This window comes from Pseudomonas sp. AF32, assembly GCF_022342325.2.
In the GTDB taxonomy this organism is placed as follows: Bacteria; Pseudomonadota; Gammaproteobacteria; order Pseudomonadales; family Pseudomonadaceae; genus Aquipseudomonas; species Aquipseudomonas uvaldensis.
Map to the genome: position 1 here is coordinate 1 of NZ_RQJK02000031.1, position 21,465 is coordinate 21,465.

Genomic DNA, 21,465 nt, shown 5'->3' on the forward strand with positions numbered 1-21,465 from the left:
GCGAATGCGGTGGGTCAGGTGCATAAATGTTGACTGACCCACCGCTTTCGCGAGCAAGCCCGCTCCCACAGGGAATGGTGTGGTTATTGGATCAGGGAACCCCGCAGGGAGTGCGGTTGCGCGGAATCGATGTGCACGTCGGCGAACTGGCCGATCAGGGCCGGGGTGTCGCAGCGGAAGTTGACGATGCGGTTGTTTTCAGTCCTTCCCTGCAATTCGCCCGGGTCTTTCTTCGAATAATCGGTTACCAGGATCCGCTGGATGGTACCGACCATTTGTCGGCTGATTTCGAAACCCTGCTGGTTCAAGCGGTGCTGCAGGGCGTTGAGCCGTTCCTTTTTCAGCTCTTCGGGGGTGTCATCCGCCAGGTCCGCCGCCGGGGTGCCCGGGCGCTGGCTGTAGACAAAGGAATAGGAAAAATCGAAGCCCACGTCTTCGATCAGCTTCATGGTCTGCTGGAAGTCTTTCTCGGTTTCGCCAGGGAAGCCGACGATGAAATCCGAGCTGATGCAGATGCCTGGCACCGCCGCCCGCAGTTTGCGCAGCTTGGATTTGTACTCCAGTGCCGTGTGGTTGCGCTTCATGGCCGCGAGGATCCGGTCCGAGCCCGATTGCACCGGCAAGTGCAGGTGCTTGACCAGTTCCGGCACCTCGGCATGGGCACGGATCAGGCTGTCGGAGAACTCCAGGGGATGGGAGGTGGTGTAGCGGATGCGGTCGATGCCATCTACCGCGGCCACCACGCGGATCAGCTCGGCGAGGTCCGCCAGGCGGCCATCGTGGGTCAGGCCGCGATAGCCGTTGACGTTCTGCCCCAGCAGCGTCACTTCGCGCACGCCGTTTTCCGCCAGGTGAATGATTTCGGCGATCACGTCGTCGAACGGCCGGCTGACTTCCTCGCCCCGCGTATAGGGGACCACGCAGAACGTGCAGTACTTGCTGCACCCTTCCATCACCGACACGTAGGCGCTCGGGCCGTCGATGCGGGGTTCGGGCAGGTGATCGAATTTTTCGATTTCCGGGAACGTCACGTCCACTTGCGGCAATTTGGTGATGCGCGCGGTGTCGATCATCTCCGGCAGGCGGTGCAGGGTCTGTGGGCCGAAAACCACGTCCACGTAGGGCGCACGGTCACGAATGGCTGCGCCTTCCTGGCTGGCGACGCAGCCACCCACGGCGATGACCATGTCCGGGTTGGCCAGTTTCAGCTCGCGCCAACGGCCGAGCTGGGAGTACACCCGGTCCTGGGCACGTTCGCGGATCGAGCAGGTGTTGAGCAGGATCACGTCCGCATCTTCGGCGCGGGCGGTGACTTCCAGGGCCTGGTGTTCACCCAGCAGATCGACCATGCGCGAGCTGTCGTACTCGTTCATCTGGCAACCGTGGGTTTCGATGTAAAGCTTCTTGGCCATGGACCTGGGTCTCACGTGATTCAAAGAACCGCGCATTATAGGGAACAAGTCCCCCGGTTCCTACCGCAGCGCGAGCAGTGGCTATGCTATAGTTCGCGCCCTCATTTTTACCCGCCGATGTGTTTCGCCCGCCATGACCAAACGTGAAGCTCCAATCTACAAGGTGATTTTCCTCAACCAGGGCCAGGTGTTCGAGATGTACGCCAAGCAGATCTACCAGAGCGACCTGTGGGGCTTCCTGGAAGTCGAGGAGTTCGTCTTTGGCGAGCGCACGCAGGTGGTGGTCGACCCGAGTGAAGAAAAGCTCAAGGCGCAATTCGAAGGCGTGGTGCGCAGTTTCGTGCCGATGCATTCGATCGTGCGCATCGACGAAGTCGAGCGCCTGGGCACGCCGAAAATCAGCGAGGCCCGTGGCGGGGTTGGCAATGTCATGCCGTTTCCGATGCCGATGCCTGAGAAATAGAGGCCTGCCAGCTAAGAGGAATGAGGTCGAGCGCAGTACCTGTGGCGAGCTGCGGAGCAGCCCTAAGATGTTGTACCTCGGTGCGTCAGGCTAATGGCATCGGCTGTTTTGGGGCCGCTTCGCAGCCCAGCGGGGATGAATCCCCTCGCCACAAGGGGCCGCAGTGAGCTTAGGGCAATGGCGAGAAGGGCGTACGCCCGTCGGCGTTTTGCAGTTCCATCAGGTATTTGCGGAAGATCTGCCCCAGCACCTGGGTCGCCACTTCCAGCTCGTCCCGGGGCATCTGCTCGGCGACTTCGTCGGCGGTGTCCAGGGCTTCTTCGGCGCCGTTGACCGCCGCCATCTTCAGGACGATGTAGGCCTGCACGTTATTGGCGGGTACGCCTTCGCCATGGAAGAACATGCCGCCCAACTTGAACTGCGCCTGGGCATGGCCTTGCAGCGAGGCTTTTTCGAAATAGTCGAGGGCTTGTTTGAGGTCGCGGGGCGCAGCCTTGCCTTCGTAGTAGAACTCGCCCAACTCGTATTGCGCTTGCGCATCGCCTGCGTCCGCGGCTTTTCGACAGGCGTCGAGCGCCGGTGCGAGATCTTGTGGCTGGGTGTTGAGCGTGCAACGGCCCATTGCCGGGATCAACAACGAGTTGCCGCCTGCCTGTGCATTCGCGAGCAGGGGCTGAAGGAGCAACAGGCAGCCCAGGGCAAGGGTGCGGCCGGTGCGGTTCATGGGAATCGACTTACCTCTGAGGGGCGCGCGGACCCTCCGGGGGATCCAATAAGCGCGCATTATGAAATAAGCAGGGCCATCCTTACAAAGTCTTTACTCGTTTTTCTGCTGCCGATGCATGCCAGTGGCTGCTACAGGGGTAAAGATGTAGGAAAAAGGGCTGGAGGGTATCGTCAATAGCTGACGCTGGTGTAAGCCAGCGTCAGTTATCCACAGGCTTACTTCAGTGCGGCAAAGGCGCGTTCGGCGGCATCGAGGGTGATTTTCAGCTCGGCCTCGCCATGGGCGATGGAGGTGAAGCCGGCCTCGAATGCGCTCGGCGCCAGGTAGACGCCACCCTCCAGCATCAGATGGAAGAAGCGCTTGAAGCGGTCTGCATCGCTGGCCATGACGTCTTCGAACGTCACGATGTCGTCGGCACCACTGAAATACAGCCCGAACATGCCGCCGGCCTGGGTGGTCACGAACGGAATGCCGGCCGCGTCGGCACGGATCTGCAGGCCGTCGAGCAGGCGGGTGGTGTAGTCGGTCAGTTCGGCGTGGAAGCCGGGGCGGCTGATCAGGCGCAAGGTGGTCAGGCCGGCGGCCATGGCCAGTGGGTTGCCCGACAATGTGCCGGCCTGGTAGACCGGACCCAACGGCGCGATGCATTCCATGATGGCGCGCTTGCCCCCGAAGCAGCCTACCGGCATGCCGCCACCAATGATTTTGCCGAAGGTGCTCAGATCCGGCGTCACGCCATAGTGCGCCTGGGCGCCGCCGAGGGCTACGCGGAAACCGGTCATCACTTCATCGAAGATCAACACGACGCCATGCTGGTCGCACAGGCTGCGCAGGCCTTCCAGGAAGCCCGGTGCCGGTGGCACGCAGTTCATGTTGCCGGCCACTGGTTCAACGATGATGCAGGCCACTTCCTGGCCGACTTCGCCGAGCATCTTCTCGACTTCTTCCAGATCGTTGAAGGGCAGGGTCAGGGTGTGTTTGGCAAACGCCGCCGGCACACCGGCGGAACTGGGCACGCCTTGGGTCAGCGCGCCGGAGCCGGCCTTGACCAGCAGGCTGTCGGAGTGGCCGTGGTAGCAACCTTCGAACTTGATGATGCTGTCGCGACCGGTGTAGCCGCGCGCCAGACGGATGGCGCTCATAGTGGCTTCAGTGCCGGAGCTGACCATGCGCACCATTTCCATCGACGGCACGATGGAGCAGACCAGGTCGGCCATCTCCGTTTCCATGGCGGTCGGGGCGCCATAGGACAGGCCATGTTCCAGCTGCCGGCGCACGGCGTCCAGCACGTCCGGATGGCTGTGGCCCAGGATCATCGGGCCCCAGGAACCGACATAGTCCACGTAGCGCTTGTCGTCCTCATCCGTTACGTACGCACCTTCGGCGTGTTTGAAGAACAGCGGGGTGCCGCCGACGCTCTTGAACGCACGGACGGGGGAGTTCACGCCGCCGGGGATGTGTTTCTGGGCGTTGGCAAACAGGGTTTCGGAACGGGACATGGTCGGTCTCTCGAAAGCGGAAATTAGTGGATCTGCAACAGATCGTTGAATGCGCGGGCGCGGCGCGTCACCTCGGTGGTGCTGTCGGCGCCGAACAGGCCATGGATCACCGCCAACAGGTCGACACCATGGGCCACCAGCGGGGCGGCGTTCTCCAGCGTGATACCGCCAATGGCGCAGACGGGTATATGCAATTTGATACGGGCCTGTTCCAGCAGTTCAAGGTTTGCGCTGGGGGCGCCGGGCTTGGTGTTGGAGTTGAAGAATCGCCCGAAGGCGACATAGCTGGCGCCTTCGCTCGCGGCCTGTTCGGCCAGCTCCAGGCTGGAATGACAGGTGGAACCGATGATTGCCTTGTGCCCGAGCAGTGCCCGCACCGGTGCCAGCGGACCATCGGTCTGTCCCAAATGCACGCCGACGCCCAGGCGCGCAGCCAACTCGGCGTCGTCGTTGATGATCAGTTGGGTCTTGTAGCGTTCGCACAGGTTGCGCAGCGCTTCGGCTTCACGCAGGCGCCGGGCTTCATCGCTGCTCTTGTCACGGTATTGCAGCAGGGTGACACCCCCTTCCAGCGCCGCTTCGACATAGGCCAGGAATTTGCCGGCAAGCAGTTGGCTATCAGTGATGGCGTAAAGGCCACGTAGTTTCATGCAGCAGCCCTCCGATATTAAGAGCAGAAATCCAGCGGCAGGCGGCGCGGCACGAACTGGCCTTTGCCCAGTTGTTCGGCGTCGCGCAAGGTGCGCCAAGTGTAATCCAGGGCTGTCCGCACGGCGCTGGCGAGCTGTTCGCCCTGTGCCAGCCGACCGGCCAGGGCACTGGCCAGGGTGCAGCCGGAACCGTGGTAACTGCCGGGTAGACGCTGGCAGGTAAACGTTTCGCGACGACCGTCACGGCTGTACAGGCGGTTGTGGACTTCATGTTCGTCGCCATGACCACCGGTGATCAACAGGTGCTTGACGAAGGGCAACAGTTTTTCGGCGCATTCATCGGCGCTGCCTTCGGGCAGTTCGGCGAGGATGCGGGCTTCGGGCAGGTTGGGGGTCGCAATGATCGAAAGGGGCAGCAAGCGTTCGCGCATGGCGTAGCCGACTTCATCCTTGCCCAGCCGTCCGCCACCGCCAGCGCGCAGCACCGGATCGCAGACCATGGGCAGGTGCGGGTGGCCCTGGAGCAGTTCGACCACTGTGTCGACCATTTCCAGTGAGCCGAGCATGCCCAGCTTGACCGCCGCCACCGGCGAATCGTTGAGCACGGCATTGGCTTGCGCCAGGACCCACTCCCGATCGAGGACGCGGAAATCGCTCACGTTCACTGTGTCTTGCACGGTCAACGCGGTAACGGCCGGGGCGGCATGGCAACCCTGGGCAAGCAGGGCTTCGATATCTGCCTGCAAGCCGGCGCCACCACTGGGGTCGTGGCCGGAGAGACAGAGGACAACGGGGCGAGAGCTGTAGGTATTCATGGTGCGCGAGCTTACCACCAAACCTGCCGCGGGGGCGTAAGCGAAGTCAATTGTGGAGTGAGCTTCGCTTCCACAGAAAGATCGCTTGATGCAGCCAGTTTTTTATCTGACCAAGGCAACAGCTCTATCTCAATGCTTGGCGCTGAAACGCCCGTTCTAGAGCGCTCCGCAGGAAAAAATTTCCGTGGTGCAAATTGGCCATCAACGGCTATGCTAAAGATGGATCCAACTCATAACAGGTAATGCCGGTTTTACGTCTACTCAGGGAATGGGGGGCTTCCTGACTCAACCGGACAGGCCACGCTGGGGCTTAAATGCGCTATTTGCTGATGTTTCTATTGTGCTTGTCCCCTTTGGCAAGCGCCCTCGAATTCGATGAGTTCACCCAAAGCCTGCCCCTGGGCCAAGCCTTGCAAGTGTTCGAAGATGTGGATGGCACGGCCACCATTGACGATGTCGTCACCCAGACCGTCGCTCGCCAATTCAAGCCCCATGGCAAGGACACGCTGAACGCCGGTTATTCACGTTCGGCGTTCTGGCTTAAAATCGACTTGCACTACCGCCCCGGCAACCCGGATGCCCAGCGCACCTGGCTGCTGGAACTGGCGTATCCACCGCTGGACCACCTCGACCTGTATCTGCCGGACGCCACGGGCGCGTATCGTCTGGCCCGCCGGACGGGCGATGCGTTGCCGTTCGCCGCCCGTGAAATTCGCCAGAACAATTACCTGTTCAGCCTGGACTTCAAGCCCGATCAACGCCAGACCGTCTATTTGCGCTTGCAAAGCCAGGGCTCGATCCAGGCACCGCTGACGCTGTGGTCCAGCACCGCCTATCTCGAACAGCAGCCGTTGCGCTTGTACGTGCTGGGAATCATCTATGGCGTGTTGCTGGGCATGCTGGTTTACAACCTGTTCATCTATCTAAGCGTGCGCGATACCAGCTATCTCTATTACATCGTCTATATCGCCTCGTTCGGCTTGTATCAGCTGTCGGTCAACGGGGCAGCGGTGGAGTATTTCTGGCCGGACAGCCCGTGGTGGGCCAACGCCGCGACACCGTTTTTCATCGGTGGCGCGGGCCTGTTCGGCAGCCAGTTTGCCCGCAGCTTCCTGCAAACCGCACGACACAGTCGCTGGCTGGACCGATTGCTCCTGGCATTGATTGCCTACAGTGCAGTGGTGGTGGGCCTGTCGTTGATGACCAGCTACGCCCTGGCGCTGCGCCTGGCGACGGCGCTGGCGCTGATGTTTACCGTGGTGGTTTTCGCTGCCGGGTTGTGTGCCTGGTGGCGAGGGTTGCGGGTGGCGCGTTATTTCATCATTGCCTGGTCGGCGTTTTTGCTGGGAGGCGCGGTCAACACGCTGATGGTGCTCGGTTATCTGCCGAACGTCTTCCTGACCATGTACGCCAGCCAGATTGGCTCGGCCATCGAAGTGGCCCTGCTGTCCCTGGCTCTGGCCGACCGCATCAACGCCATGCGTGAACAACAGGCCCAGACCCTTTTCGACGCCGGGCAGAAGCTGGAAGTGCTCAACCAGCAACTGGCCCAGGGCAACAAACTCAAGGACGAATTCCTTGCCACCCTGACCCATGAACTGCGCACGCCCATGAACGGTGTAATCGGCTCCCTGGAGCTGATGGAAACCGTCGAAATGAATGAAGAACTGACCCAGTATCAACAGACCGCCGCCGGTTCGGCGCGGGACATGATGCGCATGGTCAATGGCATGCTCACGCTCACCGAACTGCAGGCCGGCAAGCTCAAGGTGGCTGCGGCGCCGTTCAGCCTGCGCGGGATGATCGATGCCTTGCAGGTGCAGTTCGTTGGTAATGCGGCGGCCAAGGGGCTGGATTTCAGGGTCGATGTGGCGTCCGACCTGGCGGATCGCCTGTTGGGCGATAGCGGCAAGCTGGCGCAATGCCTGGAATGCCTGTTGGACAATGCCATCAAGTTCACGCGGGTGGGCGGCCTTGCGCTGCGGGTCAGCGGCAGGCCGATGGGGCTTGATCGGTGGGGGCTGTCCTTCGCGGTGATCGATACCGGCATTGGCTTCACCGATCTGGGAGAGGCGACTTTGTACCAGCGGTTTTTCCAGCTCGACGGTTCGATGACCCGCGAGTTCGGTGGCCTCGGTGTGGGCCTGGCGATTTGTCGGCAATTGGTGGAATTGCTCGGTGGCCGCTTGACCCATACCTCTGAGCCCGGGCGCGGCAGCCGTTTCCAGCTGGACGTCGAGTTCGAGACGGCATCGCCCGTGCCCGCGCCGTTTTCGTTCGACACGCGGGAAGAGACGCGTCGGCCCCAGGACTGTACGGTGCTGCTGGCCGACGACAACAGCATCGATCAGTTGGTCATGCGCGGCATGTTGCTCAAGCTTGGTTATCGGGTGCGTACGGCTGACAACGGTCACGCGGCACTGGAACTGTTGCAGCAGGACAGTTTTGACGCGGTGCTGCTTGACTGCCAGTCACCTCCGTTGGACGGCGTGGCGGTCTGTTGCCGGATTCGCACCCTGGCCGGATGTGAAGATGTGCCAGTGTTGGTAGTCAGTTCGAACCTGGAACCGCCTTTCTGTCCGTCCGGCGCCTTGATCGATTACCTGAGCAAACCGGTGAAATTCGAAGTGTTGCAGACGATTCTGCAGCGGCGGGTTTTGTGTCCGAAGCAGGGTGAAAGCGCCGACATTTAGGCGCATATGACACTTTGTTCGGCCTGGAGGCGGTGCTTAACTGAATCCCTGCTGGCCGACCGAGGAGCCCCGTCATGAACCTGCACCAGTTTGCCGAAACCCACGACGTCACTAATCAGCCGCCGTCCCTGGATGGCGCCAACCTGTACCGCATCGACCTGCCACTGCAGCAATGGTCGCAACGCTTCGGCGCGGGCTGGGCACAGGAGCGGATCGATGAATATGGTGCATTGGCCGGCGGGCCATTGGTGGAAGCGGGGTTCCAGGCCAACCAGAACAAGCCGGTGTTTTCCAGTCATGATCGTTATGGGCATCGGATCGACCTGGTGGAATTCCATCCGGCCTATCACCAACTGATGCGCACCGCCGTCGAGCATGGCCTGCCGAGCCTGCCGTGGGCCCATCCGCAACCCGGTGCCCACGTCGCCCGGGCCTCGATGACTTATCTGCACAGCCAGGCCGAAGCCGGCACCGGCTGCCCCCTGACCATGACTTTCGCCAGCGTGCCGGCGCTGCGCCTGCAACCGGACCTGGCCGAGCGCTGGCTGCCCAAGGTGCTCGCCACCGAGTATGACCCACGTAACGTCGGCGTGGCTCACAAGGCCGGGGTCACCCTCGGCATGGCGATGACCGAGAAGCAGGGCGGCACCGATGTGCGCGCCAATACCACCAAGGCCTATCCGGTGGGCGCCAGTGGTCCGGGTCAGGCTTATGAATTGGTCGGCCATAAGTGGTTCTGTTCGGCGCCGATGTGCGATGCCTTTCTGACCCTGGCCCAGACCGACAAGGGCCTGACCTGTTTCCTGCTGCCGCGCCATCGCCCGGATGACACCCGTAACCAGTTTTACATTCAACGGCTCAAGAACAAGCTGGGCAACTGTTCCAATGCGTCGAGCGAAGTCGAATTCCGCGGTGCGCTGGCCTGGATGGTCGGTGAAGAAGGGCGGGGCGTACCGACCATCATCGAGATGGTCGCCATGACTCGTTTTGATTGCATGGTGGGTTCCAGCGCCCTGATGCGTCAGGCCCTGACCCAGGCCAGCCACCACTGCGCGCATCGCAAGGTCGGCGGCAAGGTGTTGAGCGAACAGCCGCTGATGCAGAACGTACTGGCGGACCTTGCTCTGGAAAGTGAAGCCGCCCTGGCGCTGAGCCTGCGCATGGGCCGGGCGCTGGATCACTTGAATGACGAGCACGAGGCCAGGTTCGCCCGGCTGGTGACGGCGGTGGGCAAATACTGGATCTGCAAGCGTGCCCCCGCCATGATCAACGAAGCCGCCGAGTGCATGGGCGGTGCCGGTTACGTCGAAGACAGCATCCTGCCGCGCCTGTACCGGGAAGCACCGGTCAACTCGACGTGGGAAGGCTCCGGTAATGTGCAGTGCCTGGATGTGTTGCGGGCGCTGTCCAAGGAGCCCGGCGTGCTGGAGGTGTTGTTCAGCGAACTGGGGGATGGCCATGGCGACAAGCGCCTGGCTGCGCATATCGATCAACTGCACGCGGCATTCAAGGACACCGACGACATCCAGTACCGTGCCCGGCAATTGACTGAGGACATTGCCGTCGGCCTGCAAGCCAAGCTGTTGCTTGAAGCGGGTAACAACGATGTCAGCGATGCCTTTATCGCCAGCCGCCTCGGCTCGACCGGACGGGTCTATGGTGCGTTGCCTCGTGGGCTGAACGTCGAGGCCATCGTGACGCGCTCTACGCCGCAGGGTTTCTGAATAGCCTGCAACTTGCACTGAACCTCCTGTGGGCTTGGGATTAGCTGCTGGCCGATAACAGCCATTACGCCACTGTTCCCGTAAGACGACGATGCAGGCAAGATGAAGGCCTGCAAGTCAGAACACAGGAAGCTGATCGTGACCGAAGCGTTTATTGTCGTTCAAACCGCCGAGCAAGCCGTAGACCGGCTCGCGGCCCTGCACGAGCGTGCGACCACCGCGCTGAACCAGGCGCTGATGCGTTATCTCAAGGACCGTATCGAACCGAGTGCCGAGCAACGGGCGTTGTTTCGTTACCCGGCCCTGCGCCTGACCTATCACTGCCATGGCGAAGTCCCGCAGACCACCCGCGCCTATGCCAAGGTCCAGTTGCCGGGCACTTACTGCGTCACCGTCACCCATCCTGCCGCGTTCCGTAAATACCTGCTGGAACAACTGGTCCCGCTGATGCACGACTTCACGGTTACCGTGGAAGTCGGCGTCAGCGAGCAAAATATTCCGTATCCGTACGTGGTGGAGCAGGGCGACGAGCTGGCCGGCTCCGGCGTGACGGCGGCGGTGCTGGCGCGGGTTTTCCCCAGCACCGACCTGTCGGCCGCCACCGATGGCATCGCCGACGGTCTGTACGATTGGGAAAACACCGACCCGCTGCCCCTGGCGCTGTTCGATGCCGCTCGCGTGGACTTTTCCCTGCGTCGCCTGGTGCATTACACCGGCAGCGACTGGCGCCATGTGCAGCCGTGGATCCTGCTGACCAACTATCACCGCTATGTCGACCAGTTCATCGTCCATGGCCTGGAGCAGTTGCGCAGCGACCCGCGTTTCGTGCGCATGGTCCTGCCGGGCAATGTGATCATCGACAAGCACATGGATCACAGCGAAGCCTCGGCCATCGCCGCCGGTGTGGTCTGGCACCGCTACCAAATGCCGGCCTATCACTTGCAGGCCAGCGACGGCCACGGCGTGACCCTGGTGAACATCGGCGTCGGCCCGTCCAACGCCAAGAACATCACTGATCACCTGGCGGTATTGCGGCCCCATTGCTGGCTGATGATCGGCCACTGCGGCGGGTTGCGGCAGTCCCAGACCATTGGCGACTACGTGCTGGCCCACGCCTACATGCGCCGCGATGGCATCCTCGACCGGGTGGTGCCACCGAACATTCCGATTCCGGCCCTGGCCGAGGTGCAACTGGCGTTGCAACAGGCGGCGGCGAACATCACTGGCGAAAAGGGCGACGAGCTGAAGAAACGTCTGCGCACCGGCACCGTATTGACCTACGACGACCGCAACTGGGAGCTGCGCTGGGCCCAGGAGCGGCCGCTGATCAACCTGTCCCGCGCCGTGGCGGTGGACATGGAAAGCGGCACCATCGCCGCCCAGGGTTATCGCCTGCGGGTGCCCTATGGCACGCTGCTGTGCGTGTCGGACAAACCGCTGCACAGCGAGATCAAGCTGCCAGGCTCGGCCAATGCCTTTTATGAGCGTGCGGTCAACCAGCACCTGAAGATCGGCATCGAGGCGCTGGACCTGTTGCGCACCGAACTCACCTCGCTGCACTCGCGCAAACTGCGCAGTTTCGACGAGCCGCCGTTCCGCTGACATCGTTCGGGCGGTGGTTATTTAACGGTCGGGCCACTAGCATGGTCGGCCCTGACCGTTAGATATTGTGTTTGCCATGGCCCGTCCTCCACGTCCCGCTTCCCGCCGTCCTGGTGTGAAGTCTCCTGCATTCGCTCCGCGCCGGGTGGCCAAGGCCCCGCCGGCCGAGCCGCGGCTGATTCTGTTCAACAAACCCTTCGATGTGCTGACGCAGTTCAGCGACGGTGAGGGGCGGGCAACGCTCAAGGACTTCATCGACGTGCCAGGCATCTACCCGGCCGGGCGGCTGGATCGCGACAGCGAGGGGCTGCTGTTGCTGACCAACGACGGGCAATTGCAGGCCCGCATCGCCGACCCCAGGCACAAACTGGCCAAGACTTATTGGGTGCAGGTCGAAGGCGAGCCGAGTGCCGAACAGTTGCAGCGGCTGCGCGACGGGGTGGAACTGAATGACGGCATAACGTTGCCGGCCGAGGCCCGCCAGTTGGACGAACCGCAACTCTGGCCGCGCAATCCGCCGGTGCGCTTTCGCAAGAGCGTGCCCACGAGCTGGCTGGAACTGGTCATCCGTGAAGGGCGCAACCGTCAGGTGCGGCGCATGACCGCCGCGGTGGGCTTGCCGACGCTGCGTCTGGTGCGGGTCAGGATTGGCGACTGGACGATCGAAGGGCTCGATCAGGGCCAGTGGAAGGAAGTGCCGGCGCGCTTATAGCGCCCCGGACTCGATCAGGCCGATCACCACGCTCTTGATGATGAACGCCGCCACACCTAGGCCCAGCACAAAAAACAGAATGAACGAGCCGAAACGCCCGGCCTTGGATTTCTTCGCCAGATCCCAGACGATGAAGCCCATGAAAATGATCAGGATGCTGACCAGGCCGGTCATCATCCACTCTTCGAAAACAGCAGGATCCATCGAAACACTCCGGCGCAGGCGGGGGTTGAAAAGGCCGGGCGAGTATACGGCATGGGGGAAGGTCGAGGGGCTGGCCTGCGGCGGTGTGTCGCAGCTGTTCATCGCCTGAGCTGATGCCATCGCGAGCCTGCTCGCGATGGCGTAATCAGCCGCGCAGATGAGTCAATGGCAGCTCGGTGCTGTTGAGCACCTGGTTAAGCACGAAGCTGGAGCGCACGCTGGTGACGCCATCGATCCGGGTCAGGTGTCCCAGCAGCAGTTTCTGGTAATGGTCCATGTCGGGCACTACGACTTTGAGCTGGTAGTCCGCGTCCATGCCGGTTACTAGACTGCACTCCAGCACCTGCGGCAGGTTGCGGATGGCCGCCTCGAAATTCTCGAAGCGCTCGGGCGTGTGCCGGTCCATGCCGATCAGTACATAGGCCGTCAGGCTCAGGCCAAGCATCTTGCGGTCGAGGAGGGCGACCTGCCGGGAAATGTACCCGTCGTCCTCCAGTTGCTTGACCCGGCGCGAGCAGGGCGAAGGGGACAGGCCGATGCGTTCGGCCAGTTCCTGGTTGGAGATCCGCGCGTCGCGCTGCAATTCCGCCAAAATACTCAGGTCGTAACGGTCGAGTTTGCTCATCGGTCAGGCCTTTATTCTGTTAATTGCGGTGGATTATCTATCCTGAGTTAAAAATTGCGCAAGTGGTGTTTATTCGAGCAATCTTCGCAATCATCTGTCGGCTCTGCAGCCTTATGCTTACCACCAAGATCACTGCTCGGACAAACAGTCCAATGCAGCCCGCCCGATCAGGCCGGCTGCGGTCGCGGCACCCATAGGTGTCTGGCAGACCCCCGAGCTGCACACTGTCCAGAAGACGGCGTGAGGTGAGCCGACGTCAAAAGCGTCGCGCACGGACGAAGTTCTCGAGGGGAGGCCGACGGGCCTCCCTTTTTTAATGCCTGCAGAAAAACCGAGTAATCTGTAGCAGAACCGGCCTGGGCTTTTCTCAGTCTTATCATCAGGCCTTGAACCGTCGTGAGGAATAACATGAAGTCGCGCATCTGGCGTTTGGCAGGTGTTGGTCTGTTGTGGGCAAGTGTCAGTGCGCAAGGGATGGCCGATGATCAACAGAATCGTGGCGGCCCGGAAGGTGGGCGTGGCTACGATCAGCGAGGCGGGGATCAGCGAGGCGGCAACGGGCAGGGGCATGCCGACCAACCCCGGCCGCAGCATAACGAACGAAACAACGAAATCATCCGCGGTGACAACAGCCGCCAGTTCGAGCCCGGCGCCCAGCGCCAGGGCGGGCAGCCTTACTACAGTCCGCCCAAGGACCCCAACGGCGAAGGTCGACCTCCCCACCAGCCGGGCAATAACCTGCCGATCCAGGGGCGACCCGGCAGCGTGACCCAGACGCAGGAACCCCAACCCGGTTACTACCGCGATATCCCGCGTCGCAGCGAAGGCTACCCGAGCAGGCCACGGCCCGACTATAACAGCCGCCCCGACAACCGCCCCGACCAGTACTGGCCCGGTCGGCCGGACGGTCACGGCAATGGTTGGGGGCCGGGGCCGCAATATCGTCCGGGTTATGTGATCGACCGGTTCCCGGACCGCAATTATCGCGTGCCTTATCGCGGCCAGGATTACTTCTATTCAGGCGGATACTGGTACCGTCCGCAAGGTCCTCGCTACGTTGTAGTGCAACCGCCACGGGGCATCCGCACCCGTTACTTACCCGATTACGCACGGGAGGTGTGGATTGGCAGCTCGCTGTTTTTCCTCGCCGCCGGGGCCTATTACATTTACGAGGCCAGTACCCGGGATTACGTCGTGGTCGATGCGCCAATCGCCAACCCGCAGCCTCAACCCCAGGGCAACGGCTTTGATGTGGTGGCCTATCCGGCCAATGGCCAGTCCCCCGAGCAGGTCAACCAGGATGGTTACGATTGCTATCGCTGGGCGGTGCAGCAGAGCGGTTTCGACCCGCGCAATTACACCTATCCGCCGGCGCCGGAAGTGGTGCAGACCTACCGCCAGGCCCAGGGGAGTTGCCTGAGTAGCCGAGGGTATCAGGTGAGTTACTGAGGTCTGTTTGTTCAGTCGATAAGGCTCATTCGCCCCTGGCGCCTTTGACCACCTCCGATGGATCGGCATGCACCAGTACTTCGGCTTTTGGATAGGCCTGGTGGATGGCGTCGGCGGCCTGGTCGCTGATGCCATGGGCCACTGACAGGGTCAGCTCGCCAGGCAGTTCCAGGTGTAATTGCACGAACCAATGGTTGCCGGAGATCCGCGTGCGCAGGTCATGGGCACCGAGCACACCAGGTACCGCGCAAGCCAGTGCCAGCATGTGCTGGCTGACGTCGGGCGGTAATTCCTCGTCCATCAGCACGGCGAAGCTTTCCCGGGCGATCTGGATGGCGCTCCACAAAATGTACGCGGCGATACCCAGGCCGAACCAGGCATCGACCTGGAACCAGCCGAACCCGGCCAGAACCAGGGCTACCAGGATGCTGCCGTTGAGCAACAGGTCGGAGCGGTAATGCAGCGAGTCGGCGCGTACGGCATTGGAGCCGGTGGCGCGGATGACCCGGTGTTGCAAGGCCAGCAGCGCCAGCGTCAACACCAGGGAAAATACGATCACACCGACACTCAGCCAAGGCGCCTGCACCGCAACCGGTTCTTTCAGGCGTTCAAACGCTTGCAACGCGATCAATATCGCACTGCCAGCGATGAACAATGCCTGGGCCATGCCGGCCAGGGACTCGGCCTTGCCGTGCCCGTAGCGGTGGTCGTCGTCGGCGGGGCGCAGGGCGTAATGCACCGCCAACAGATTGAGCAGCGACGTGACGCCGTCCAACGCCGAGTCGGTCAGGCCGGCGAGCATGCTCACCGAACCGCTCAACCACCAGGCCAGGGCCTTGGCGACTATGAGGATCAGTGCCACGGCCACCGAGGCGCGGGTGGCCAGGCGTAGCAGGCGAGCATGTTCGGTGCTGGTGGTCATGGCGCGGTCGTTCCTTCGGCGGCGCCCTTCATGCGGCAGGTTTGAGGCCGAGCGCGGCCAGTTGCTGCGCGCTGCCCTTGTGCTGGATCAATCGTGGATCGTCCAGTGGGAAGCTGCGGCCCAGTTCGCTTTCCAGAATCGCTTGCAGCTTATGGTTGTCGACGCTGCCGTCGGGATTGATGGCCGGCTTGAGTTTTTCAGGAGCGATCTGGGCCGTCTTGCCCGGTTCGAAATAGATGGCGCCGGTGGCGAAGTCCACGGCGAATGCGATCAGGCCCGGGATGATGTAGAACAGCAGCCCGACCGCATCGAGCGCGGCGATCGCCGGGTCGATTTTGCCGTCGATCTGACCGCGACGGTCCGGATAGAAGATCGAGCCGCAGGCGCTGAGCTGGGTCAGCAGGGTGGCGACCAGGACGCCGCCGATCACGCGAGAGGGCATACGCATAACAATCTCCTGAACAGGTAAAGGTGTTGCTGGTTGGAGTCCAGACAACGCCAGACAGTTCGCCGTTATACTCGGCCCTCTGTTTTGGAGCTAGTGGCCTGTGTGGCTAATTCGTGCACTCAACTTCGGCGCCAGAACTTGCCAGGCTGCGTTGCCAATCCTCGCCGTAGCGGGCTACGACTCGTCATGGCGCCTTGCCTGACAAGCCCTGGCACTCGAACTTGAGTACTCGAATTAACCGTACAGGCCACCCGCATGATTTCTTTGCCGATCGATGAAGTTTTACCCGCCTTGCGTCAAGCCTTGGCATCACGCCACGAAGCCGTGCTCGAAGCACCGCCCGGCGCCGGTAAAACCACCCGCGTGCCCTTGGCCCTGTTGCACGAGCCCTGGCTGGCCGGGCAAACCATCCTGATGCTCGAACCCCGGCGCCTGGCGGCACGAGCGGCAGCCGAGCGGCTGGCCAGTGAGCTGGGGGAAAAAGTCGGGCAAACCGTGGGCTATCGGATTCGCCTCGACAGCAAGGTCGGCCCGGATACCCGTATCGAGGTGGTTACCGAAGGCATCCTCACGCGCCGCCTGCAGGACGATCCCGCGCTGGAAGGCGTGGGGCTGGTGATTTTCGATGAGTTTCACGAGCGAAGTCTCGACGCCGATCTGGCCCTGGCCTTGAGCCTCAACGGTCGGGAACTGTTTCGTGAAGACCAGCCGCTGAAGATCCTGCTGATGTCCGCCACCCTCGAAGGCGAGCGCCTGGCCGGTCTGCTGGGCGATGCGCCGATCCTGCGCAGCCAGGGGCGGATGTTTCCCGTGACGGTGCGTTGGGGGCGTCCGTTCCGGCCCGGCGAGTTCATCGAGCCGCGACTGGTGCAGACAGTACTGGAAGCGTTGCACGATGAAACCGGCAGCGTGCTGGTGTTCCTGCCGGGCCAGGCGGAGATCCGCCGTGTCCATCAACAACTGGCCGATGCCTTGGGCGAAAACGGCGATGTGTTGCTGTGCCCGCTGCATGGCGAACTTGACCTCGCGGCCCAGCGCGCCGCCATCGACCCGGCTCCCCCAGGTCGGCGCAAAGTGGTGCTGGCGACCAATATTGCCGAAACCAGCCTGACCATCGACGGCGTCCGGGTGGTGGTGGATGCCGGACTGGCTCGCGTACCGCGTTTCGATCCGGGCAGCGGCATGACCCGCCTTGATACCCAGCGCATCTCCCGGGCCAGTGCCACGCAGCGGGCCGGTCGGGCCGGGCGACTGGAGCCGGGTGTGTGTTATCGATTGTGGTCCGAGGACCAGCATGAACAACTGGCTGCTTACGGCAGCGCGGAAATGCTTTCGGCGGATCTGGCCGGGTTGGCCTTGCAGCTGGGACGTTGGGGCGTGACGCCGCAGCAACTGGTCTGGCTCGACGTACCGCCACCCGCCGCGTATGCCCAGGCCCAGGATTTGCTGCAACGCCTGGGTGCCGTGGATGGCGAGCAACTGACGCGTCACGGCCAGGTCATGGCCGAGCTGCCAGCGCACCCGCGAATCGCTCATCTGCTTCTGCGCGGCCAGGCACTGGGGCTGGCGGAGATGGCGTGCAACGTCGCGGCGTTATTGGGCGAGCGAGACATTCTCCGGGGCGCGGGAGCGGACCTGCACAACCGCCTGGCCTTGCTGTCCGGCGAAGAGCGGGCGGCACGCGGCGCTCAGGGCAGTGTGCAGCGGGCGCGGCAACTGGCCCGGCAGTATCGCGGCTACTTGCGAGGCAAGGCCGAAGCCGCGGTGAGCGATCCCGATCATCCGCGCTGGCTCGGCGCCTTGCTGGCCCTGGCCTATCCGGATCGCGTGGCCCAGCAGCGGCGGCCCGGTGGCGCGGAATATCGTCTGGCCAATGGTCGTGCGGCGTTGTTCGCCGAGGCCGACAGCCTGATGAAACAATCGTGGCTGGTGATCGCCGACCTCGGCAGTCGCCAGGGCCAGCGGGAAGAACGGATCTACCTGGCGACGGATTTCGATCCGGCGCTGTTCGATTCAGTGTTGGCCGAGCAGGTGCGCACGGTGGACCAATTGGATTGGGACGAGCGCGAAGGCGTGCTTCGGGCCGAGCGCCAGCGCAAGGTTGGCGAATTGGTGCTCAGCCGCGAGCCGTTGACTGGCCTGGATGAGTCGGCCCGCAGCCAGGCGCTGGTAAACCTGGTGCGACGCAAGGGGCTGGAGCTGTTGCCCTGGACCCCGGAACTGCGCCAGTGGCAGGCGCGGGTGGCGCTGTTGCGTCGGCTGGATCTGGACGCCAAAGGTGAGAGCGAATGGCCCGACGTCAGCGACGCGGCGCTGCTCGATCGCCTGGAGCACTGGCTGATGCCCTACCTGGGACGGGTGTCGCGGCTCAGTCATTTCGCCAACCTGGACTTGTCGAGCATCGTTCGCAACCTGCTGCCCTGGCCCTTGCCGCAACGGCTGGATGAACTGGCGCCGCAGCACGTGAGCGTACCCTCGGGTTCGTCGATTCGCCTGGACTACAGCGAGCATCCGCCGATTCTCGCGGTGCGTTTGCAAGAGCTGTTCGGCCTGGCCGACACCCCGCGCATTGCCGGCGGGCGCCAGGTGGTCAAGCTGCACCTGTTGTCTCCGGCCCGCCGCCCGGTGCAGGTGACCCAGGACCTGGCGAACTTCTGGCGTAGCACCTATGCCGAGGTGAAGAAGGATTTGAAAGGGCGATATCCCAAGCATTACTGGCCGGACGATCCGCTGGTGGCGGAGGCGACGGCGCGGGTGAAGCCGCGCAAGTAAAATTCCCAGGCCTGGCCATGGGGGCAGATGGTAAATTCTCCGGTTGATAAGCTGCGTCATGCAGCCCCGGTTATCCAGTTTCAATTCGGAACGTCCATGGCAAAGAAACCTGCATCGCCCCCCGCAGAGACAGTGGTGACATCTGCCCAGAAGCCCTCCAGCCTGACGCTGATCGACGTGGCAAGACTGGCTGGTGTGTCGCCGATGACCGTTTCCAGGGCCTTGCATCGCCCTGAGCTGGTGAGCGAGCGCACCCGGGACAAGGTCCGCGAAGCGGTGCGTCAGTCGGGTTACGTACCGAACATGTTGGCCGGCGGTTTAGCGAGTAATAAAAGTCGTCTGGTGGCGATTTTTCTTCCCACCATCGCCAACTCCATTTTTGCCGACACCGTGCAATCGCTGATGGATCGCTTGACTCAAGCCGGCTATCAAACCTTGCTGGGCCTGACGGGCTACAGCGCCGAGCAAGAGGAAAAGCTGCTTGAGGCGGTACTCGGTCGACGCCCGGACGGCATTGTGCTGACGGGCACGCTCCACACCGAATCAAGCCGCTTGCGACTCGCCCAGGCCGGCATCCCAGTGGTTGAGGCCTGGGATTTGAGCGAGGCCCCCCTGGACATGCTTGTCGGTTTTTCTCACGAAAAAGTGGGGGAGGAGACCGCACGGCACTTGCTGAAAAAGGGGTACAAGCGCTTTTCCGTAGTGACCATCAGCGACCCCCGTGGGCTGCGCCGTTGCAACAGTCTGATGAGCGAATTGAAGCGGCACGGAATCGGACACGTGCCGATGGAAGTCCTGGCCCCGCCGGCCACACTTGAAATCGGCCGGGAAGGGCTGCGTCGCTTGCTGGATCAGCCTGAGCGGCCCGACGTTGTCGTCTGTAGCTCGGATACCGTGGCCCAGGGCGTCCTGGCCGAAGCCGCCAGTCGAGGCTTGAAGGTACCCGCCGATCTTGCGGTCATGGGCTTCGGCGATTTGAGCAGCGCCGCGCAGGTTTACCCGGCGCTGTCGACCGTCAGCGTCGACGGCAAGCGAATCGGCTTGGAGGTGGCCGAAGCGCTGCTGGAGCGATTCGACAATCCGTCGACCCCCAAGCCTGTGCGAGTCGATACTGGTTTTACCCTGATCGACCGCGCCAGTACCTGAGATAAAAAATCCGTTTTCAAATCGGTACGTGATTGAATGATTGCGCAATCAGTGTACTATCGGCTCAAAGGCCTTCCGTTCTGCCGAACGAAGGTCTTTTTTAAAGTCGCTGATGATTGCGCAATCATCGTGGCATGGACAGGAGTTTTCAAAAGCCAAAAGGACTCACCGCTGCACTTCACAATAAGGAAAATAACAGTGATCAACCCTACGCAATCGGTGGCCAAGACCAACGTCCGCTACCTCATCCTCGTGATGATTTTCATTGTCACGGTATTCAACTACGTCGATCGGGCCACCTTGTCCATCGCGGCTCCCAGCATGCGCGCAGACCTGGGCTTCGACGCCGTGACCATGGGCATCGCGTTCTCGGCCTTCGGCTGGGCATACACGTCGATGCAGTTGCCCGGCGGCATCATTCTCGACCGCTTCGGCTCACGTCTTGTGCTTGGCATGAGCCTGATCATCTGGTCGCTGTTTACCTTCCTGCAGGGCTACGTCGATCTGTTCAGTTCAGCTTTCCTCGCGCTGTTTGTCCTGCGCTTCATGATGGGAGTGGCCGAGGCACCGGCGTTTCCTGCCAACAACCGTCTGACAGTGATGTGGTTCCCGCGCCATGAACGCGGCCTGGCCACGGCGGTGTTTCAGTCTGCCCAGTATTTCGCCCTCGCTACCTTCACCCCGCTGATGGTCTGGCTGGTGAGCACCTGGGGCTGGCAACACGTTTTCTGGGTGACAGGCGGCGCCGGCATCCTGATCGGCTTGCTGTGGTTCCGGATGGTTCAGGAACCGCGCAAGGACAAACGCGCCAATCAAGCTGAGATCGACTACATCGAGGCGGGCGGCGGCTTGCCCACCATCGGTGACGTGAAGACGCCATTCAGTTGGAAAAGAATGAGGGCCATTGGTGGCAACCGCATGATGGCGGGGATCTATCTGGGGCAGTTTTGCCTGACCTCGATCACCTGGTTTTTCCTAACCTGGTTCCCGACCTACCTGATCGAAGCCAAGGGCATGACAATGCTAAAGGTGGGCTTGGTGGCCGCCATTCCACCTATCGCCGGTTGTCTTGGTGGGGTGATAGGCGGGGTCTGGTCGGACTGGATGCTGCGCAAGCAGTTCAGTCTGACCGCCGCCCGCAAGACTCCGATCATCTGTGGTTTGCTGCTTTCCAGCAGCATTGTGATCGCCAACTACACCCAGTCGATCACCCTGGTCATCCTGGTGATGTCCGTCGCGTTTTTCGCCAAAGGTGTCGGCAACCTGGGGTGGTGCATCGTTGGTGATGTTTCGCCCGCCCGGGCCATGGGTGTCAGCGGCGCCATGTTCAACTTCTGCGGCAACCTTGCCAGCATCGTGACCCCTATCGCCATCGGCGTGATGATCAACCAATTGGGTTCCTTCGATGTCGCGCTGACCTACGTGGCGGGCATGGGGCTGCTGGGCGCGTTTTCCTATCTGTTCATTGTCGGGCCACTGAAGCGCCTGGAGCTCGATGGCTTCGATGATTCGTTCGTCGAAGTTGGCCCACTGGACGCCGGGCTGACACGCCGCCGCACCTGATCCTGTTCACCTCCTCTATCCGTTACAAGGAGAGCGCCC

Annotated in this window: 18 protein-coding genes; 9 read left to right on the plus strand and 9 right to left on the minus strand. The window is 62.2% G+C overall.

What is annotated here, in order from left to right; all coding sequences use genetic code 11:
• Positions 1-83 precede the first annotated feature (83 nt).
• Positions 84-1,412, minus strand: coding sequence for a tRNA (N6-isopentenyl adenosine(37)-C2)-methylthiotransferase MiaB (gene miaB, locus EGM97_RS23820; protein ID WP_238962580.1), 1,329 nt, complete (start codon positions 1,410-1,412; stop codon positions 84-86).
• A 133-nt stretch (positions 1,413-1,545) separates the two neighbouring features.
• Between miaB and EGM97_RS23825 the strand changes: the two genes are divergently transcribed.
• A complete protein-coding gene (locus EGM97_RS23825; protein WP_027617776.1) occupies positions 1,546-1,875 on the plus strand; it encodes a DUF1820 family protein in 330 nt (109 codons plus the stop codon).
• A gap of 169 nt (positions 1,876-2,044) precedes the next feature.
• Here EGM97_RS23825 and EGM97_RS23830 read toward each other — a convergent pair whose 3' ends face one another.
• The 4 genes from EGM97_RS23830 to EGM97_RS23845 all read right to left on the minus strand — a co-directional run bounded on the left by EGM97_RS23830 (position 2,045) and on the right by EGM97_RS23845 (position 5,566).
• Entirely contained in the window at positions 2,045-2,599 is a 555-nt protein-coding gene (locus EGM97_RS23830) for a tetratricopeptide repeat protein (RefSeq protein ID WP_053151746.1), read from the minus strand.
• 218 nt (positions 2,600-2,817) lie between these two features.
• Complete coding sequence (hemL, locus tag EGM97_RS23835; RefSeq protein WP_238962579.1) at positions 2,818-4,101, minus strand: glutamate-1-semialdehyde 2,1-aminomutase; 1,284 nt, start codon at positions 4,099-4,101, stop codon at positions 2,818-2,820.
• A gap of 23 nt (positions 4,102-4,124) precedes the next feature.
• On the minus strand, positions 4,125-4,751 hold the full coding sequence (thiE, locus tag EGM97_RS23840) for a thiamine phosphate synthase (protein WP_238962578.1): 627 nt from the start codon (positions 4,749-4,751) through the stop codon (positions 4,125-4,127).
• 17 nt (positions 4,752-4,768) lie between these two features.
• Entirely contained in the window at positions 4,769-5,566 is a 798-nt protein-coding gene (locus tag EGM97_RS23845) for a hydroxymethylpyrimidine/phosphomethylpyrimidine kinase (protein WP_238962577.1), read from the minus strand.
• A 314-nt stretch (positions 5,567-5,880) separates the two neighbouring features.
• On the opposite strand from EGM97_RS23845, the gene EGM97_RS23850 reads away from it, so the two are divergent.
• From EGM97_RS23850 to EGM97_RS23865, 4 genes are all read left to right on the plus strand, one after another.
• Complete coding sequence (locus tag EGM97_RS23850) at positions 5,881-8,259, plus strand: hybrid sensor histidine kinase/response regulator (RefSeq protein ID WP_238962576.1); 2,379 nt, start codon at positions 5,881-5,883, stop codon at positions 8,257-8,259.
• Positions 8,260-8,333: 74 nt separating this feature from the next.
• A complete protein-coding gene (locus EGM97_RS23855; protein WP_238962575.1) occupies positions 8,334-9,983 on the plus strand; it encodes an acyl-CoA dehydrogenase family protein in 1,650 nt (549 codons plus the stop codon).
• A 102-nt stretch (positions 9,984-10,085) separates the two neighbouring features.
• Positions 10,086-11,585: an AMP nucleosidase gene (gene amn, locus EGM97_RS23860; protein ID WP_172679621.1), complete on the plus strand. Its 1,500-nt coding sequence runs from the start codon at positions 10,086-10,088 to the stop codon at positions 11,583-11,585.
• Between the two features lie 145 nt (positions 11,586-11,730).
• On the plus strand, positions 11,731-12,297 hold the full coding sequence (locus tag EGM97_RS23865) for a pseudouridine synthase (RefSeq protein WP_238962604.1): 567 nt from the start codon (positions 11,731-11,733) through the stop codon (positions 12,295-12,297).
• Here EGM97_RS23865 and EGM97_RS23870 read toward each other — a convergent pair.
• Entirely contained in the window at positions 12,292-12,501 is a 210-nt protein-coding gene (locus EGM97_RS23870) for a DUF2788 domain-containing protein (protein ID WP_003228500.1), read from the minus strand. The two genes, EGM97_RS23865 and EGM97_RS23870, sit on opposite strands and share 6 nt — an antisense overlap.
• Before the next feature lie 145 nt (positions 12,502-12,646).
• Entirely contained in the window at positions 12,647-13,126 is a 480-nt protein-coding gene (locus tag EGM97_RS23875; RefSeq protein WP_053151732.1) for an Lrp/AsnC family transcriptional regulator, read from the minus strand.
• A 408-nt stretch (positions 13,127-13,534) separates the two neighbouring features.
• Between EGM97_RS23875 and EGM97_RS23880 the strand changes: the two genes are divergently transcribed.
• The gene (locus EGM97_RS23880) at positions 13,535-14,575 is read left to right on the plus strand and encodes a DUF6515 family protein (RefSeq protein ID WP_238962574.1); all 1,041 of its coding nucleotides are present in this window, start codon (positions 13,535-13,537) and stop codon (positions 14,573-14,575) included.
• A 25-nt stretch (positions 14,576-14,600) separates the two neighbouring features.
• Here the strand turns inward: EGM97_RS23880 and EGM97_RS23885 are convergent, their stop codons facing one another.
• Positions 14,601-15,497: a cation diffusion facilitator family transporter gene (locus EGM97_RS23885; protein ID WP_238962573.1), complete on the minus strand. Its 897-nt coding sequence runs from the start codon at positions 15,495-15,497 to the stop codon at positions 14,601-14,603.
• A 28-nt stretch (positions 15,498-15,525) separates the two neighbouring features.
• On the minus strand, positions 15,526-15,945 hold the full coding sequence (locus EGM97_RS23890; RefSeq protein ID WP_238962572.1) for a polyribonucleotide nucleotidyltransferase: 420 nt from the start codon (positions 15,943-15,945) through the stop codon (positions 15,526-15,528).
• Between the two features lie 255 nt (positions 15,946-16,200).
• On the opposite strand from EGM97_RS23890, the gene hrpB reads away from it, so the two are divergent.
• From hrpB to EGM97_RS23905, 3 genes are all read left to right on the plus strand, one after another.
• Positions 16,201-18,717: an ATP-dependent helicase HrpB gene (hrpB, locus tag EGM97_RS23895; protein WP_238962571.1), complete on the plus strand. Its 2,517-nt coding sequence runs from the start codon at positions 16,201-16,203 to the stop codon at positions 18,715-18,717.
• A gap of 96 nt (positions 18,718-18,813) precedes the next feature.
• Positions 18,814-19,863 (plus strand): LacI family DNA-binding transcriptional regulator, encoded by a 1,050-nt coding sequence (locus EGM97_RS23900; RefSeq protein ID WP_238962570.1) that lies wholly within the window; start codon positions 18,814-18,816, stop codon positions 19,861-19,863.
• A gap of 255 nt (positions 19,864-20,118) precedes the next feature.
• The gene (locus EGM97_RS23905) at positions 20,119-21,426 is read left to right on the plus strand and encodes an MFS transporter (RefSeq protein ID WP_238962603.1); all 1,308 of its coding nucleotides are present in this window, start codon (positions 20,119-20,121) and stop codon (positions 21,424-21,426) included.
• Positions 21,427-21,465: the final 39 nt, after the last annotated feature.